The following is a 15,332-nucleotide window of genomic DNA, read 5'->3' as shown; positions in this document are numbered from 1 at the left end:
GCTTGTTAACTTTTAGGTTAATTTGGCTTATTATATGGTTTATGTTTAAAAGCTTAAAAGTAAGCAAAAAAAAAGTCTCTATTACAGAGACTTTTTTTGGTTGTATTCTTAGTATTCCTCTTCGTTCCAAAGATAATCTTCTTCAGTCGGATAATCAGGCCAAATTTCGACTATCGAATCGTATGAATCACCTTCATCTTCAATGTCTTGTAAGTTTTCAACTACTTCTAAAGGCGCACCGGTACGGATAGCGTAATCGATTAATTCGTCTTTAGTTGCAGGCCAAGGTGCATCTGCTAGGTATGATGCTAGTTCAAGTGTCCAATACATTTTTTATCTGTTTAAGTGAGATTGTCGCAAAAATAATTTTTTTTTATAAAAAGTCAAGTGTTTTTTTTAAAATGTTAAATTGATAAAAAACGTTGTTATAGTTTTTCAGGAATCCATTTTATTTCTTCTACTTTCAAGTCTTTGGACAATTTTCGTGCCAGTACAAAAAGATAGTCAGAAAGTCGGTTTAAATACATTAAAACAGTATTATTAACGGCTTCTTCTTCATTTAAAGCTACAGATAAACGTTCAGCTCTACGGCATACACAGCGAGCTATGTGACAAAATGACACTATTTCATGTCCGCCAGGTAAAATGAAATGAGTCATTTGCGGTAAACTCTCATTCATCAAATCAATATTATCTTCTAAAAATTGAATAGAAGTGTCAGTTATTTTATGAATATTTAAGCGCTCTTTACCACTTTTTAACGTTTCTTTTTCAGGAGGAGTGGCAAGCATTGCGCCTAAAATAAATAAATCACTTTGAATTTTAAGTAATGTTTTGTTTAAAGATTCTTCTGTATTTTTATCTTTTATTAATCCGATATATGAATTTAATTCATCTACAGTACCGTAACTTTCAATGCGTAAATGATGTTTAGGTACACGTGTTCCTCCAAATAATGCTGTAGTTCCTTTGTCACCAGTTTTAGTATATATTTTCATTAATCGTTGAGGTTTTTATTTATTTTGTAAATTTAGTTTTTCTAAAATATATTCAGGACAGCGCATTGGCTTTTTTGTTTTCATATTGATAAAAACCAAGACCGTATTTCCTGTACAAATTAATTGCTGGTCTTGATTGGTAATTTCGTAATCGAATTTAATTTTAACAGAAGGTGTTTTTTTTACGCTTGTTGTAATAGTTAATTCGTCGTCATATAGTGCCGATTTTTTAAAATCACAGGATAACGATATTACAGGTAGCATAACGCCATTTTCTTCCATAAATTTATAAGTAACACCTGAACAACGTAATAGTTCTGTACGACCTATTTCGAAATATTGCGCATAATTACCGTAATATACAACACCCATTTGATCTGTTTCAGCATAACGAACACGAACTGTAGTTTTGTTTTTTTGCAAAGTATATCTTGTTTTAAATTTTTACGAACGTTACGTATAAAATAATTAAGAACCAATAGGGTAACGATTTTTTTATGCTGAATTTTATTCACATTTTTGTGCCCTTGTATAATTGCCACTTTTAGTTCCCCAAAAAATAATGAAATTAACACCTAAAATAGTATTTAATTTAAATGACTAAAACTGCTGATTCAGTTTGGAATGAATGTTTATCTTTTATAAAAGATAACATTAAACACCAAGCATATAAAACTTGGTTTGAGCCAATTAAACCCGTTAAATTAGCTGAAGAAGCTCTTACAGTTCAAGTACCAAGTAAATTTTTTTACGAATGGTTAGAAGAGCATTATATTAAACTATTAAGAGTTGCTTTAGTTAAAGAATTAGGTGCTGATGCTAGGTTAATTTATGATGTACGTTTAGAAAACACGTATAGTAGTAATAGTCCTCAAATAGTTAAAATACCGAGTTCAAATCGTAAACCTTTAAAAGTACAAAAAAAAGCCGCTCCTTTAGAATCTAAAAGAGAATTGAAGAATCCTTTTGTAATACCTGGTTTACAAAAAGTTAAAATAGAATCTCAATTAAATCCGAATTATAATTTTATTAATTATATCGAAGGTGATGCTAATCGATTAGCGAGGTCAGCAGGTATGGCGGTAGCAAATAAACCTGGAGGAACTTCTTTTAATCCATTGTTGGTATATGGGCCAGTTGGTTTAGGTAAAACACATTTAGTACAAGCAATTGGTGTAGAAGTAAAAGAAAAATATCCTGATAAAACAGTTTTATATATATCTTCAGAAAAATTTACTCAACAATTTATTGATTCTGTAAAGTCGAACACTAGAAATGATTTTATCCATTTTTATGAAATGGTTGATGTACTAATTATTGATGATATTCAGTTTTTGTCTGGTAAAACAGGTACGCAAGAAGTATTTTTTCATATCTTTAATCATTTGCATCAAAATGGTAAACAAGTAATTTTAACATCAGATAAAGCTCCTGTAGATATGCAGGACATAGAATTACGTTTATTATCTCGTTTCAAATGGGGATTGTCAGCCGAATTACAGCCTCCATCTTTTGAAACTCGCGTTTCTATACTTCATAATAAATTATATCAAGATGGCGTTGAAATGTCAGAAGATGTTATTGAATATATTGCAAAGAATGTAAAAGCAAATGTTCGTGAATTAGAAGGTGTTATTATTTCGATGATTGCACAAGCATCTTTTAATAGAAGAGAATTTACTGTCGGATTAGCTAGAGAAATTGTTGATAAATTTGTTAAAAGTACTAAACGAGAAATTTCGATTGATTATATTCAAAAAGTAGTCGCTAAATATTTTGATATGGATGTCGCTACTTTACAATCTAAAACACGTAAAAGACATATTGTTCAAGCACGTCAGTTAGCTATGTTTTTTGCTAAGCGTTTAACTAAATTATCATTAGCAAGTATCGGGAGTCAAATTGGTAAAAGAGATCATGCAACGGTATTACATGCCTGTAAAACTGTTGATAATTTAACAGACACAGATAAGCAATTTAAAAAATACGTAGAAGATTTAACTAAGAAATTAACATTTTAAACTAAACTAATTCATGAAAAAAATTTTAATGGTTTGTTTGGGAAATATTTGTCGTTCGCCATTAGCTGAAGGTATTTTACGATCAAAATTAACAAGTGATTCTTTTAAAATTGATTCGGCAGGAACAGCAGGACATCATGTTGGTGAATTACCTGATAAAAGGTCTGTTGAGGTTGCTCATAAATATGGAATTGATATTACAAAGCAACGTTCAAGACAATTTAAAAAAGCTGATTTTAAAGAATTTGATGTAATTTATGCCATGGATCAGCAAAATTATGACAATATTATTTCAATGACAATCAATCAAGATGATATTCAGAAAGTGAAAATGATTTTGAATGAATTGCAACCTGATGCAAATAAGAATGTCCCTGATCCGTATTATGGAGGAAATCAAGGATTTGAAAATGTATATAAAATGTTAGACGAAGCATGTTTAATTATCGCTTCAAAATTAAAAAACTAGATGAAAGGTAAATTATATTTAATACCAACAACATTAGGAGATACTGAACCTTTGGAGGTAATGCCTCTTTCTGTTAAAAAAGTAATAGAACATCTTGATTTTTTTATCGTAGAAAATGAAAAATCAGCAAGAGCTTTTATTAAAAAAATTACGCCTAATAAATCGCAACCTTCTTTAGAGTTGTTATTGTTAGATAAATATTCAAATGATATTGAAATACAAAATTATTTAGATGTTTGTGATAAAGGTATTTCAATAGGATTATTATCAGATGCAGGAGTTCCTGCTGTTGCAGATCCTGGTGCAAGTATTGTAAAATTAGCGCACGAAAAAGGAGTTCAAGTAGTACCTTTAGTAGGTCCTTCTTCTATTTTAATGGCGATGATGGGGTCTGGAATGAATGGGCAGAGTTTTGCTTTTAATGGTTATTTACCTATTGATAAATCAGATAGAAAAAGAGCTATTAAAGATTTAGAAAAATTATCAAGAGATAAAAATCAATCTCAAATTTTTATAGAGACTCCATATAGAAATGAAAAAATGTTAGATGATTTACGTGCTGTTTTATCAGCAGATACTCGTGTTTGTGTAGCTTGTGATATTACACTTCCTTCAGAGTATATAAAAACATTTACTATTAAAGAATGGAAAAATATAAAAACGGACTTACATAAGCGTCCAACTATTTTTATATTACATAAATCATAATAAAAAAAAGAGCTCTTAATTAAGAGCTCTTTTTTTTATTATGATTTTTAAACCTTAGGAGTTTTATTTGCTGTGATATTTGATACATCATATCCTGAAAATTTTCTCATATATGATTTTATCGAAGTACCAAAAGCATCATTAAATTGAATAGCTCCGTTTGAACGCAAATACTTTTTAACGTTACCAGCTCCACCTAAATGTGCTGCGGCTAAAATACCTGACTCGGTAATTTTAATACCTGAAATTGTTTTTCCAACACTTCGTTTAATGTCTTTTCTTAAAATCCATTTGTTAACCTTACAATAAGCTATAAAAGTTTTTTCTTGTAATTCAGGTCTTTTAAGGAAGTTACTAGTGTTATAAATACGAAACCTTTTTAAGGTTTCTCTTCCAAATTGATACTTTCCTAAGTATCCTAATTTGTTTATTACTCGATATTTTCCTTGAGATTCTTTAAAAGCTAATGCTTCTTTAAAGCCTACAAAGTTTTTTAATAAAAACGGAAAGTTGACTTTTTCAGCATGATATGCTTTTTCTTTTGGAGTTGTAGTCGTTTTGTCGATATAAACTCTCGGTTTAGTAAAACTAATTAGTAATATAAACCCTATAAATCCAAATATTAAATACTTGATAATTTGTTGTTTTCTGTTTAGCGGTGCAAATATACTGTAATTATATATTAATATACTAGCAATCAGTATTTTGATTATTTGTTGTAATTCCGAATGTAAATAACTCGTTACTGTTTTGTTATCATATATTTAAATAAAAATATATTATATTGTTTTTTAATCAGAAATAATGATTTTTTATTGAAGATAAAAAAGTGTTAAAATAATTTAAGTACTTGTTTCATTTTAAATTTTCAAAATAATGATTTTATTAATTAATAGTCATAAATATAGTTTCGTTTTTCTATTTACGTCTTATATTTTTATTTAAGTATTTTACCTAAAAAATTATCTATTAATTCCACGTTTACTAATCCATTGTTGATATTTCACAGCATTTCTATTATGCTGTGCTAAAGAAGTTGCAAAATCGTGAAACCCTATTTTTTCAATACTCGCACACATATAATAATATCCATGTTTTTTATAATTTAAAACAGCATCTATTGCCGAAACATCTGGCATTGCAATTAAAGAAGGTGGTAAACCACTATTTCTATACGTATTATAAGGAGATTCAATTTCAAGGTCTTTTGTTAATACACGTTTCACTACAAAATCATCACCTTTTAATTGTTTGATACAATAAATAACCGTTGGATCGGCTTGTAATGGCCAGTTATTTTTTAATCGATTTAAATATAAACCAGCAACAATAGGGCGTTCACTTTTTTGAGCAGTTTCCTTTTGAACTATTGAAGCCAAAGTACTCACTTCTTTTTTTGATAAATTTAATTTTTTGGCTTTATTTAATCTTGATGAATTCCAAAAACGATTATATTCGGTAAGCATTTTATTACGAAATTTTTCTGCGGATGTATTCCAGTAAAATTCATAGCTATTAGGAATATACATTCCTAAAGCATTTTTTTGATTAAACCCATTTTTAGTTAAAAAAGAAACATCTCTCATTACTTTTACTAAAGAAATCGAATCAGTTTCAATTTGTGTTGCAATTCTTCCTGCTAATTTTTCTAATGAATCTTGATTATTAAAAGAAAGTTTTATCGGAATTTGATTTCCATTTCTAAGTAAATTAACGACATCGTTTAAACTCATTCCTTTTTTTAAGAGATATTTTCCTCCTTTAGGTTTTGTAAAACGTTTTTTATCGGCAACCCAAATAAAATCTTCAGGAGTATTCATGTATGAAGTTAATTGTTTTTTAACATCATCAAAGGTATCTTCTGATTTTATATAGATTGCGCCACTTTTTGTAATCGATTTTCCGTAAATTTTTTGATAAAAATTAAAACCAACAATACCACCAATTAAAAAGATAGTAGCAATAACTCCGTATATTATTTTCTTATTCATGTATCAATTGAAATAAAATTTCATCTTTATAAGTTCCGTTACTTAGAATCCAATCTTTTTTTATACCGATTTTTTTAAAATCATGTTTTGTGAAAAGATGGATGCTGTTTTTGTTATCAGTAGTAATATTAGCGTACAACTGATGTATTTGTAAATGTATAAAACAATAGTTAATTAATAGTTTTAAAGCTTCTGAGGCAATTCCTTTTTGCTGATAATCAGGATGAATTAAAATTCCGATACCAGCTCTTTTATGTTGCGGATTGAAATCAAAAATATCAATCATACCAATAGAATTTTTATTTTTTTTATCCTCAATAACTAACCTTAATTGTTTAGCTTCGTAAATATCTAAATGTGCATTTTCTAAATATTGTTTTAAAATATATTTTGAAAATGGTGCTTGTGTATGGCTAACTTCCCAAAAAGATTCATCATTTTCTATCGTAAATAAAAATGATAAATCTTCGGGTTCAAGTGCTCTTAAATTTATAAAATCACCTTTTAAAGTAGTCATTATTAAAGTTCAATTTCTCCTTTAAAAACTAATTTCGCAGGTCCTTTTAAGAAGATATTTGTGTAATTTCCGTCTTTTTCATCAAAACTAACTTCTAATAAACCACCTTCAACAGGTAAACTAATAAGGTTTTCTGATGTTTTTTTAGTAGCATGCATTGCAATAGCAACAGCCGTCGCACCTGTTCCACAAGCTAAAGTTTCATCTTCAACTCCTTTTTCGTAGGTTCTAACTCTAAAAGTGTTTTTATTTATTTGTTGTGCAAAATTTACATTACTTCCTTGTGTACCGTAAACATTATATCTGATGTCTTTTCCTTTTTCAAAAACAGGGTAATCTTGTAAGTTTTCAACTAATTCAACATGATGTTGTGTACCTGTGTTTGCAAAAACATATCCATCATTTAAAATAATTTCATTTACGTCTATCATGTGTAGTGCGACAATTCCGTCTTTTATTTCGGCATAATGTTTACCATCAAAAGCCATAAAAGTTGTTTTTTCATCAATAATATTTAATTCTTTAGCAAAAGCAACGGCACATCTACCGCCATTACCACACATAGTTTCACTTCCGTCAGCGTTAAAGTAAAACATTTTGAAATCAGTTTCAGTGTCATTTTCTAAAAGAATTAATCCATCTGCACCAACACCAAAATGTCTTGTACATAATTTGGTTATTAAATTAGTGTCTTTTTTAGGGAATTTCCCTGTACGATTATCGATGATAACAAAATCGTTTCCTGTTCCTTGGTATTTGTAAAATTGTAAGCTCATAGGAAGCAAATATACATCTTTTATCAAATAAATAGAAGTGTTAAATAGTGGTTAAAGTCCGTTAAAATGAAGTTAAACAGATTTAATAAGAATGTTAAAAAAGCTATATTTGGAATATAAAACTTTGTAAGAATATGAAAAAAACACTTAAAACCTTAGGAGTAGCAGTAGTAGGCGGTGTAATAGCACTTGCAGGATATAAAATAGCTATTGAGCAACCTCAAATAAATGTAGTTAAAAATCAGATTGATAGTTTACAATCCGTTCCTGTAAATTATACGCCAACAATGGTTAACACATTATCAACACCAACTGATTTTACAGAGGCTGCTGACAAAACAATACACGCTGTAGTACATGTTAAAAATACAGCAGTAAGAACTCAGCAAAATCCGTATGCGCAACTTTTTGGAAGAAATGAAACTCAAAAATATGAACAAGTAGGAACAGGAAGTGGTGTAATTATTTCACCAGATGGTTATATTGTTACTAATAATCATGTGATAGAAGGTGCTACTGAAATTGAAATTACGCTAAATAATAGAAAGAAATTAAAAGCCGTTTTAATTGGTACTGATAAAACTAATGATATCGCTTTGTTAAAAGTTGATACAGATGAAGATTTACCTAATTTATCGTTTGGTAATTCAGATAATGCTAAAGTAGGTGAATGGGTTTTAGCTGTTGGAAATCCGTATAATTTAACATCAACAGTTACCGCAGGAATTGTAAGTGCCAAAGGAAGAGATTTGGATGGGAATAAAAATATTGAAGCTTTTATTCAGACTGATGCAGCTGTAAATCCTGGAAACAGTGGAGGTGCATTGGTAAATACTAGAGGAGAATTAATCGGAATTAATACGGCAATTTCATCAAAAACAGGTTCTTTTATAGGATATTCATTTGCAGTGCCTTCTAATATCACTAAAAAAATAGTAGATGATTTATTAGAATTTGGTTCTGTTCAAGAAGCAATAATTGGTATTAGTATTGATACTTCAGTAAAAGATATTGAAGGAGTAAAAATAGGTGAAATAGAAAATAATAGTACAGCATCAATAGCAGGTTTGCGAGAAGGAGATATTATAACGAAGGTAAATGAGGTTAAAATATCAAAATTTTCTGATTTAAAAGGACAGTTAACAGCAAAACGCCCTGGCGAATATGTAAATGTAACAGTTAACAGAAACGGTGAATATTTTATAAAAAATGTAAAATTAAGTAAAAAAAATACGTTTACATCGCTTTCTTTTGGCGTGCAGTTAAAAGATTTGACATCCGAAGAAAGAAAAAAATATAAAGTAAAAGGAGGTGCTAAAATTACAGCAACCAATAATAAAGGATTTCAATATTATAAAGTAGGAGCAGGATATATTTTATCAAAAATAAATGGTAAAGAAATAAGTGGAGCTTCAGAAGCAGTTTCAATTTTAGATACCTATACAGGTAATGAACAAATGTATTTAGAATTGATTAGCCCAACAGGAAAATTAGAGCGTTATCGATTTTAAATAATTAAACAAGGTACTAAATGTTGTTGAAAACTAATTTTTGACAACATTTTTGTTTTATAAAAGGATAACCAACCCATTTGAAATTACTATTTTTGCGTCAAATTTTTTTAAATTTAGTTAACACACAACTATGTCAACAATAACAAATTACGAAAAAGAAGTAGTAGGTCAAGCGCAAGTAAGACGTGCTACTGTTGAATTTATTAATATCGTTAATGATTTATGGTACGATAAATCAATAGAATTGGTTTTATTTAGAAATCAATTAGTAGATAAAAGAGCAAGTGAAGTTTTAAATTTAATTGATTATGCTAAAGAATTTGTAGCAAAACCAATTTCAATTAATGATGCTTTAGAAATAGCAAAAGCTATACAAAGTATTGAATTACCAGCATCAAAATTAGATATCGGTAAATTAGCATACGAATATCATTTACAAGATGATGCATCTTCAGATAAATTATCTTTTGTAAAAAATCAATTAAAAGATGCTACTCAGGCTGAAGAAATTGAACCAAAAGATGTTGTTTTATACGGATTTGGACGTATCGGTCGTTTATTAGCTCGTGAGTTAATGAGTAAAATGGGTAAAGGTTCTCAATTAAGATTAAGAGCTGTTGTTACTCGTGGAGAAATTAACGAAGCAGTTTTAGAAAAAAGAGCTTCTTTATTAAGTATTGATTCTGTTCACGGAGATTTCTTAGGAACTGTTCAAGTAGATGTTGATAATAATGCTTTAATTATCAATGGAACTACTGTATATATGATATCTGCAGGGAAACCAGAAGATATTGATTATACTGCTTACGGAATTAACGATGCGTTAATTATAGATAATACAGGTGCTTTTAAAGATAAAGAAGCTTTAAGCCGTCACTTAACTCCAAAAGGAGCAAGTAAAGTATTATTAACTGCACCAGGAGCAGGAATTCCTAATATTGTTCATGGAGTAAATCATGAAGAAAATAATCCTGATAATGTAGATATTTTTTCTGCAGCTTCATGTACTACTAATGCAATTACACCAGTATTAAAAGTATTAGAAGATAACTTCGGAATTAAAAAAGGACACCTAGAAACTATTCATGCATATACTAATGATCAGAATTTAGTAGATAACATGCATAAAAAATACCGTAGAGGTAGAGCAGCAGCTTTAAACATGGTAATTACTGAAACAGGAGCAGGTAAAGCAGTTGCAAAAGCATTGCCAGCTTTAGAAGGTAAATTAACATCGAATGCAATTCGTGTACCAGTACCAAACGGTTCATTAGCTATTTTAAATTTACAATTGAATACTACAACAACTGTTGAAGCAGTAAATGCTATTATGAAGCAATATGCTTTAGAAGGTAATTTAGTTGAGCAAATTCAATATTCTATTAACAATGAATTAGTATCTTCTGATATTGTTGGAACTACTGCTCCTTCAATTTTTGATAGTAAAGCAACTATTGCAGATGGAGACACTATTGTTGTATATGTATGGTATGATAACGAATACGGATATTCGCACCAAGTGATGCGTTTAGCTAAACATATAGCTAAAGTACGTAGATTTACTTATTATTAAGACACCATTATTTTTACGTAAAATAAGCCGAAACATTTATTTGTTTCGGCTTATTTTTTTATATTTGAGTGTATTAACCCTCTAATTCCCCCCGATTATGAGAAAATTATTATCTACACTTTTATTATTTATTAGTATAACTTCAGTTTCTTTTGCTCAGCAAATAAATGAACTTGATTTTTTATCATCAGGAAAATGGTTGGTAACATCTGTTCAAATAGGTGAAGAAATAGAACGGTATTCAGACAATAATAATTGGATGATTTTTCATACTGATGGAAAATATCAAATTATGATGAATAACAATCAACAAAATGGAAATTGGAAGTTTGAAGAAGCAACTAATATTATACAATTTGATGATGATGAAAGTTTCGTAAATGGTTTGAAAATAGAATTATTAAATGATAAAGAACTTTTGTTTTCAGCATTTAAAGATAATCTTGTTTATGCAGTTAAATTAAAAAAATAAATTTAACAAATCTATATTGTATTTAAAACTGAGGCAAAAGCTTCGGTTTTTTTGTTTTATAATGTAAAGTTATCTGCCGTTGAGATTTAAAACTTTTGCTTAATTTAGCTGTGTATTTTTAATGATAAAATCATTTTTTATACTTTTAAAAGAAACAGAGAAAACAGCATAATTAATTATAGGGACGATTTTAATGACAATTCAACAAAATATACAAGCGCTTCGAGAAGAACTGAATCAACATAATTATAATTATTATGTGTTAGATAATGCTACTATTTCAGATTATGATTTTGATATCAAACTGAAAGAATTAATACAATTAGAAACCGAAAATCCACAGTTTTTTGATGCCAATTCACCAAGTCAAAGAGTTGGTGGAGAAATCACTAAAAATTTTGAAACTATTACTCATAAAAATAGAATGTATTCTTTAGATAATTCTTATTCTAAAGATGATTTATTAGATTGGGAAAAGCGTATTCAAAAAATGCTAGGAGTTGATGAAATTGAATATACTTGTGAGTTAAAATATGATGGAGCATCGATCAATTTAAGTTTTGAAAAGGGTAAATTTATAAAGGCTGTAACTCGTGGAGATGGTTTTCAAGGAGATGAGGTAACTGCAAATATTCGTACTATAAAATCAATTCCATTAAGTGTTTCTGCTGATTTTGTTCATAATTTTGAAATGCGAGGTGAAATTATTTTACCAATTGATGGATTCAATAAAATGAATGAAGATAGGCTTAAAAATGGTGAAGAAGCTTATAAGAATCCAAGAAATACGGCAAGCGGAAGTTTAAAATTACAAGATAGCGCTGAGGTTGCAAATCGCCCTTTAGATTGTTTGTTATATCAAGTTGTTACTGATGAACGTAAGTATAAAACTCATTTTGAAAACTTAGAAACTGCCCGTAATGTTGGTTTTAAAGTTCCTGATACTATTACTTTAACAAAAACAATTGATGCTGTTTTCGATTTTGTAAATTATTGGGATATTAAACGTCATGATTTACCTTACGAAACTGATGGAGTTGTTATTAAAGTAAATAATTTACAGCAACAAGAAGAATTAGGTTATACATCAAAAGCACCACGCTGGGCAATAGCTTATAAATTTAAGGCTGAACAAGTTTCAACAGTTTTAAATGAAATTACTTATCAGGTTGGGAGAACAGGAGCGATTACGCCTGTCGCAAATTTAGAACCTGTACAATTGGCAGGAACTATCGTAAAACGTGCTTCGTTACATAATGCAGATCAAATAGAAAAGCTAGATATCAGAATAAATGATACTGTTTTTGTAGAAAAAGGAGGTGAGATTATTCCTAAAATTATAGCGGTTGATTTATCTAAAAGACCAGATAATTCTGAACCTACAATATATGCAACTAATTGTCCTGAATGTAATACGGAATTAGTAAGAAGTGAAGGAGATGCAAAGCATTATTGCCCAAATGAATTTGGATGTGCACCACAAATTACAGGAAGAATTCAGCATTTTATCAGTAGAAAAGCCATGGATATTGATGGCTTAGGTGGTGAAACTGTAGATTTATTACGTAAAGAAGGTTTGATTCAAAATTATGCCGATTTATACGATTTGACAGCAGAACAGGTTATTCCATTAGAAAGAATGGCAGAAAAATCTGCACAAAATATGATTGCAGGAATTGAGAAGTCAAAAGAAATTCCATTTGAAAAAGTATTGTTTGCTTTAGGAATTCGATTTGTTGGTGAAACGGTAGCTAAAAAGTTAGCAAAACATTTTAAATCTATTGATAAATTAATGACTGCTGATTTAGAAACGTTAATTTCTGTAGATGAAATTGGAGATAGAATTGCACAAAGTATCATTGATTTTTCGAATGATTTAGGAAATATTCAATTAATAGATAGATTGAAATTACACGGAGTTCAATTAGAAGTTTCTGCTGAAAGTTTAGAAAATCAAACAGATAAATTAGCTGGAAAAGTATTTGTAGTTTCTGGTGTTTTTCATCAAATGACTAGAAATGAACTTAAAAAAGCAATTGAAGATAATGGCGGGAAAGTAAGTTCATCTATATCTAAAAAAACAAGTTTTATTGTTGCTGGTGATAATATGGGGCCTAGTAAGTTAACAAAAGCTGAAAGTTTAGAAATACCAATTCTTTCTGAACAAAATTTTATTGATATAATTGGGTAATAAAAATTATTTCATTAAAAAACTCTAGATTTTGAAGTCTAGAGTTTTTTAGTTAACTTAAAATTTCGATAAGTAAACTATTTTGGTTGTGTCAAATTTTTCATAATATTTTTATTCAAATATTATTGGTAAATCAGAGTTCGGTATTTTTACAATATGAAAAGGTTGAGTAATTACAGTAGTTGCATTTCCTCCTTCTTCTGATACTAATCTTGTATTTCTAACTATAACATTTTCAGAATTAGATATAATTTCTAAATCTAAACTATACCCTCCGTTAGGCATTATCTTATCAAATACTGCTATAATTTTATGTTTTGAAAAATCAATATCTGTTTCTAAAAAAGGATAAGAAACATTATTTATAGAATTCATTTTAGTTATTAAATCATTCAATGAATTTTGATTCGTAATAACCAAATTTTGTTGAATTATTCCTTCTTTACCATTTCCTTTAAGACTAGATTTAGAGATTGTTGTAAATTCAATTTTTGTCATTTCGGGGTTATCATCATTAGAATTACAGCTTAAAACAAAAATTGATAATAAGATAATTAATACATTTTTTTTCATAGTAGTTATAGTTTTTATTAGTAGATGTTAAAATGTTCGAAAGGTTGCGTTAAATTCTCCTAAAAATTTTCGTAAGAGCTAGTACTAGTTATAAAATATTACAAAATGTTTTCACGTGTCCAAATAATATTATCATCAATTTGAAACTGAACCATCCCTTTTCCTTTTATAATCCAGAGTTTTGTAATTATACTACCTATAGCTTTTTCTACAGCTAGTTGGTTGGCAGATATAATTAAAACGTTTTTTTGATTTTGTCCATTTATTATGGCTTCCTCCATTAATACACTATTGTAATAAGTACCTGAAATTGATAAATTATTATTAGATTCTAATGTTAAATCAAATCCTCTTTGAAACCCAATATGTAATCTAGGGTTTTTACTTGATGTACTATCATCTATACTAGATGATATTTTTTCATTAATTTGTTCGCTACTAAACGAATATTCAGACACAATTTTTTCTTGACATTCTTGAAAGTTTGGATTACCAAAAAGCAGGTGTGCAGCTTGTGTACATTCATACTCAATTAGTTTGGCTTCTGAAACAGAGTAATTTTTTTTGATTAATGAAATTTTATCAGTATTACTGACAAAACTAATAGAGTCAATATTATTAGGGAATAAATGCCATTGGAATATAGGATTGTCAAAGTCAAACCCCTTACAATCATCTTGACAATGTTTTTCGCATCCAAATAATTGAAAGAGAATAAATATAATTAATACATTTTTTTTCATAATAGTTTTATTAGTAGATGTTAGAATGCAACCAAAAAGTTGCGTTAAATTCTCTTAAAATTTTTTCCAAGAGTTTAAGTATAAAATCAGTTCAAAGTTTCTTTATAATTACTAAGATTTTGAGGAATTAATAATTTTAAATTTTATTGCTTAAAAATATATTCTCGAGTAAATAAATATAAATTATCATTTTCTTTAATATCATCTAATGATTCAAAATCGTGATGATGAACTTTTGTAGATTCAAAAGATAATGGGAAAATTTCATTATCTTTTAACAGCCCAAAAGTACTATGAGATCCACTACCAGGTCCTCGATTAAAAAAAACAATTACAAGAAGTCGTTTTATTTCATCAATTGAACCATCTGCAATAGGAGCGTAGTTATTATTAAAGGTTCTAATATTTAAAATTGAATTTGTAAAAGTATAAGGAATAGTGAATTCATCACTATTATCTAGTGTTAAATTAAGTGTTAATAGCTCTTCATTCACGAATTCGAAGAAGTCGTTATTCATTGCATTATCAAATTCGGTTAATGTTTCTTCATTTTCTTTAAAAAAAGTGTTTATTTCATCCTCTGTAGGTTCTTGCTTTTGCCCATTTTTAAAAAAAATTAGTTCATCAATTTTATTTTTAAAAACTAATTTAATAGGAAAGTTATTATCTGTTGATTCATTTGAGTCATCATCTTTATTACAGCTTGTAAAAAGAAAAAAACTCAAAATTATTAATAAGTTCAATTTCATAATTTTATTTTTTAGTTGTTTTCGTATTCTACAAATA

The 15,332-nt window shown here is 28.6% G+C and carries 17 protein-coding genes; 7 read left to right on the top strand and 10 right to left on the bottom strand.

The annotated features are described in order from the left end of the window. Window positions 1-108: 108 nt before the first annotated feature. From AB0T67_RS03060 to AB0T67_RS03050, 3 genes are all read right to left on the bottom strand, one after another. On the bottom strand, window positions 109-330 hold the full coding sequence (locus tag AB0T67_RS03060) for a DUF2795 domain-containing protein (RefSeq protein WP_271231858.1): 222 nt from the start codon (window positions 328-330) through the stop codon (window positions 109-111). A gap of 95 nt (window positions 331-425) precedes the next feature. Continuing rightward, window positions 426-998: a cob(I)yrinic acid a,c-diamide adenosyltransferase gene (locus AB0T67_RS03055; protein ID WP_369219095.1), complete on the bottom strand. Its 573-nt coding sequence runs from the start codon at window positions 996-998 to the stop codon at window positions 426-428. Between the two features lie 15 nt (window positions 999-1,013). Further along, window positions 1,014-1,421, bottom strand: a complete 408-nt coding sequence (locus AB0T67_RS03050; protein WP_369219094.1) for an acyl-CoA thioesterase — start codon at window positions 1,419-1,421, stop codon at window positions 1,014-1,016. 173 nt (window positions 1,422-1,594) lie between these two features. Here AB0T67_RS03050 and dnaA point away from each other — a divergent pair, with 173 nt between their 5' ends. From dnaA to AB0T67_RS03035, 3 genes are read left to right on the top strand one after another with little or no spacing between them, the layout of a single operon-like run. After that, complete coding sequence (gene dnaA / locus AB0T67_RS03045) at window positions 1,595-3,019, top strand: chromosomal replication initiator protein DnaA (RefSeq protein WP_369219093.1); 1,425 nt, start codon at window positions 1,595-1,597, stop codon at window positions 3,017-3,019. Window positions 3,020-3,032: 13 nt separating this feature from the next. Further along, window positions 3,033-3,488, top strand: coding sequence for a low molecular weight protein-tyrosine-phosphatase (locus AB0T67_RS03040; protein ID WP_271231861.1), 456 nt, complete (start codon window positions 3,033-3,035; stop codon window positions 3,486-3,488). After that, window positions 3,489-4,196, top strand: coding sequence for an SAM-dependent methyltransferase (locus AB0T67_RS03035; RefSeq protein WP_271231862.1), 708 nt, complete (start codon window positions 3,489-3,491; stop codon window positions 4,194-4,196). A 47-nt stretch (window positions 4,197-4,243) separates the two neighbouring features. On the opposite strand, the gene AB0T67_RS03030 is transcribed toward AB0T67_RS03035, so the two are convergent. The 4 genes from AB0T67_RS03030 to AB0T67_RS03015 all read right to left on the bottom strand — a co-directional run bounded on the left by AB0T67_RS03030 (window position 4,244) and on the right by AB0T67_RS03015 (window position 7,480). Next, window positions 4,244-4,819 carry a peptidoglycan-binding protein LysM gene (locus AB0T67_RS03030; RefSeq protein ID WP_455432250.1) on the bottom strand — a complete coding sequence of 192 codons (576 nt, stop codon included), beginning with the start codon at window positions 4,817-4,819 and terminating at the stop codon, window positions 4,244-4,246. Window positions 4,820-5,158: 339 nt separating this feature from the next. After that, window positions 5,159-6,187 carry an endolytic transglycosylase MltG gene (gene mltG / locus AB0T67_RS03025; protein WP_369219092.1) on the bottom strand — a complete coding sequence of 343 codons (1,029 nt, stop codon included), beginning with the start codon at window positions 6,185-6,187 and terminating at the stop codon, window positions 5,159-5,161. Then, window positions 6,180-6,704, bottom strand: coding sequence for a GNAT family N-acetyltransferase (locus tag AB0T67_RS03020; RefSeq protein ID WP_369219091.1), 525 nt, complete (start codon window positions 6,702-6,704; stop codon window positions 6,180-6,182). Before AB0T67_RS03020 ends, mltG begins: the two co-directional genes overlap by 8 nt. Window positions 6,705-6,706: 2 nt before the next feature. After that, a complete protein-coding gene (locus tag AB0T67_RS03015; RefSeq protein ID WP_369219090.1) occupies window positions 6,707-7,480 on the bottom strand; it encodes a diaminopimelate epimerase in 774 nt (257 codons plus the stop codon). A 134-nt stretch (window positions 7,481-7,614) separates the two neighbouring features. Between AB0T67_RS03015 and AB0T67_RS03010 the strand changes: the two genes are divergently transcribed. From AB0T67_RS03010 to ligA, 4 genes are all read left to right on the top strand, one after another. Continuing rightward, window positions 7,615-8,991 carry a trypsin-like peptidase domain-containing protein gene (locus AB0T67_RS03010; protein WP_369219089.1) on the top strand — a complete coding sequence of 459 codons (1,377 nt, stop codon included), beginning with the start codon at window positions 7,615-7,617 and terminating at the stop codon, window positions 8,989-8,991. A gap of 133 nt (window positions 8,992-9,124) precedes the next feature. Continuing rightward, entirely contained in the window at window positions 9,125-10,567 is a 1,443-nt protein-coding gene (locus AB0T67_RS03005; protein WP_271231866.1) for a glyceraldehyde-3-phosphate dehydrogenase, read from the top strand. Between the two features lie 97 nt (window positions 10,568-10,664). Continuing rightward, on the top strand, window positions 10,665-11,039 hold the full coding sequence (locus AB0T67_RS03000; RefSeq protein ID WP_271231867.1) for a hypothetical protein: 375 nt from the start codon (window positions 10,665-10,667) through the stop codon (window positions 11,037-11,039). Between the two features lie 193 nt (window positions 11,040-11,232). Beyond that, window positions 11,233-13,230, top strand: coding sequence for an NAD-dependent DNA ligase LigA (gene ligA / locus AB0T67_RS02995; RefSeq protein WP_369219088.1), 1,998 nt, complete (start codon window positions 11,233-11,235; stop codon window positions 13,228-13,230). A gap of 111 nt (window positions 13,231-13,341) precedes the next feature. Here ligA and AB0T67_RS02990 read toward each other — a convergent pair whose 3' ends face one another. From AB0T67_RS02990 to AB0T67_RS02980, 3 genes are all read right to left on the bottom strand, one after another. After that, complete coding sequence (locus AB0T67_RS02990; RefSeq protein ID WP_369219087.1) at window positions 13,342-13,803, bottom strand: protease complex subunit PrcB family protein; 462 nt, start codon at window positions 13,801-13,803, stop codon at window positions 13,342-13,344. Window positions 13,804-13,901: 98 nt separating this feature from the next. After that, window positions 13,902-14,546 carry a hypothetical protein gene (locus AB0T67_RS02985; protein WP_369219086.1) on the bottom strand — a complete coding sequence of 215 codons (645 nt, stop codon included), beginning with the start codon at window positions 14,544-14,546 and terminating at the stop codon, window positions 13,902-13,904. Window positions 14,547-14,689: 143 nt separating this feature from the next. Continuing rightward, entirely contained in the window at window positions 14,690-15,295 is a 606-nt protein-coding gene (locus AB0T67_RS02980) for a hypothetical protein (RefSeq protein ID WP_369219085.1), read from the bottom strand. Window positions 15,296-15,332 lie beyond the last annotated feature (37 nt).

It is taken from the genome of Tenacibaculum salmonis, assembly GCF_041053065.1.
GTDB classification, from domain to species: domain Bacteria; phylum Bacteroidota; class Bacteroidia; order Flavobacteriales; family Flavobacteriaceae; genus Polaribacter; species Polaribacter pacificus_A.
The sequence above is the reverse complement of the archived record's forward strand: the minus strand, read 5'-3'. Positions and strand labels throughout refer to the sequence as shown.

Coding starts and splice junctions, on each gene's coding strand:
- AB0T67_RS03060 (WP_271231858.1), bottom strand. CDS start 330: ATGTATTGGACACTTGAACTAGCATCATACCTAGCAGATGCACCTTGG.
- AB0T67_RS03055 (WP_369219095.1), bottom strand. CDS start 998: ATGAAAATATATACTAAAACTGGTGACAAAGGAACTACAGCATTATTT.
- dnaA (WP_369219093.1), top strand. CDS start 1,595: ATGACTAAAACTGCTGATTCAGTTTGGAATGAATGTTTATCTTTTATA.
- AB0T67_RS03040 (WP_271231861.1), top strand. CDS start 3,033: ATGAAAAAAATTTTAATGGTTTGTTTGGGAAATATTTGTCGTTCGCCA.
- AB0T67_RS03035 (WP_271231862.1), top strand. CDS start 3,489: ATGAAAGGTAAATTATATTTAATACCAACAACATTAGGAGATACTGAA.
- mltG (WP_369219092.1), bottom strand. CDS start 6,187: ATGAATAAGAAAATAATATACGGAGTTATTGCTACTATCTTTTTAATT.
- AB0T67_RS03020 (WP_369219091.1), bottom strand. CDS start 6,704: ATGACTACTTTAAAAGGTGATTTTATAAATTTAAGAGCACTTGAACCC.
- AB0T67_RS03015 (WP_369219090.1), bottom strand. CDS start 7,480: ATGAGCTTACAATTTTACAAATACCAAGGAACAGGAAACGATTTTGTT.
- AB0T67_RS03010 (WP_369219089.1), top strand. CDS start 7,615: ATGAAAAAAACACTTAAAACCTTAGGAGTAGCAGTAGTAGGCGGTGTA.
- AB0T67_RS03005 (WP_271231866.1), top strand. CDS start 9,125: ATGTCAACAATAACAAATTACGAAAAAGAAGTAGTAGGTCAAGCGCAA.
- AB0T67_RS03000 (WP_271231867.1), top strand. CDS start 10,665: ATGAGAAAATTATTATCTACACTTTTATTATTTATTAGTATAACTTCA.
- ligA (WP_369219088.1), top strand. CDS start 11,233: ATGACAATTCAACAAAATATACAAGCGCTTCGAGAAGAACTGAATCAA.
- AB0T67_RS02990 (WP_369219087.1), bottom strand. CDS start 13,803: ATGAAAAAAAATGTATTAATTATCTTATTATCAATTTTTGTTTTAAGC.
- AB0T67_RS02985 (WP_369219086.1), bottom strand. CDS start 14,546: ATGAAAAAAAATGTATTAATTATATTTATTCTCTTTCAATTATTTGGA.
- AB0T67_RS02980 (WP_369219085.1), bottom strand. CDS start 15,295: ATGAAATTGAACTTATTAATAATTTTGAGTTTTTTTCTTTTTACAAGC.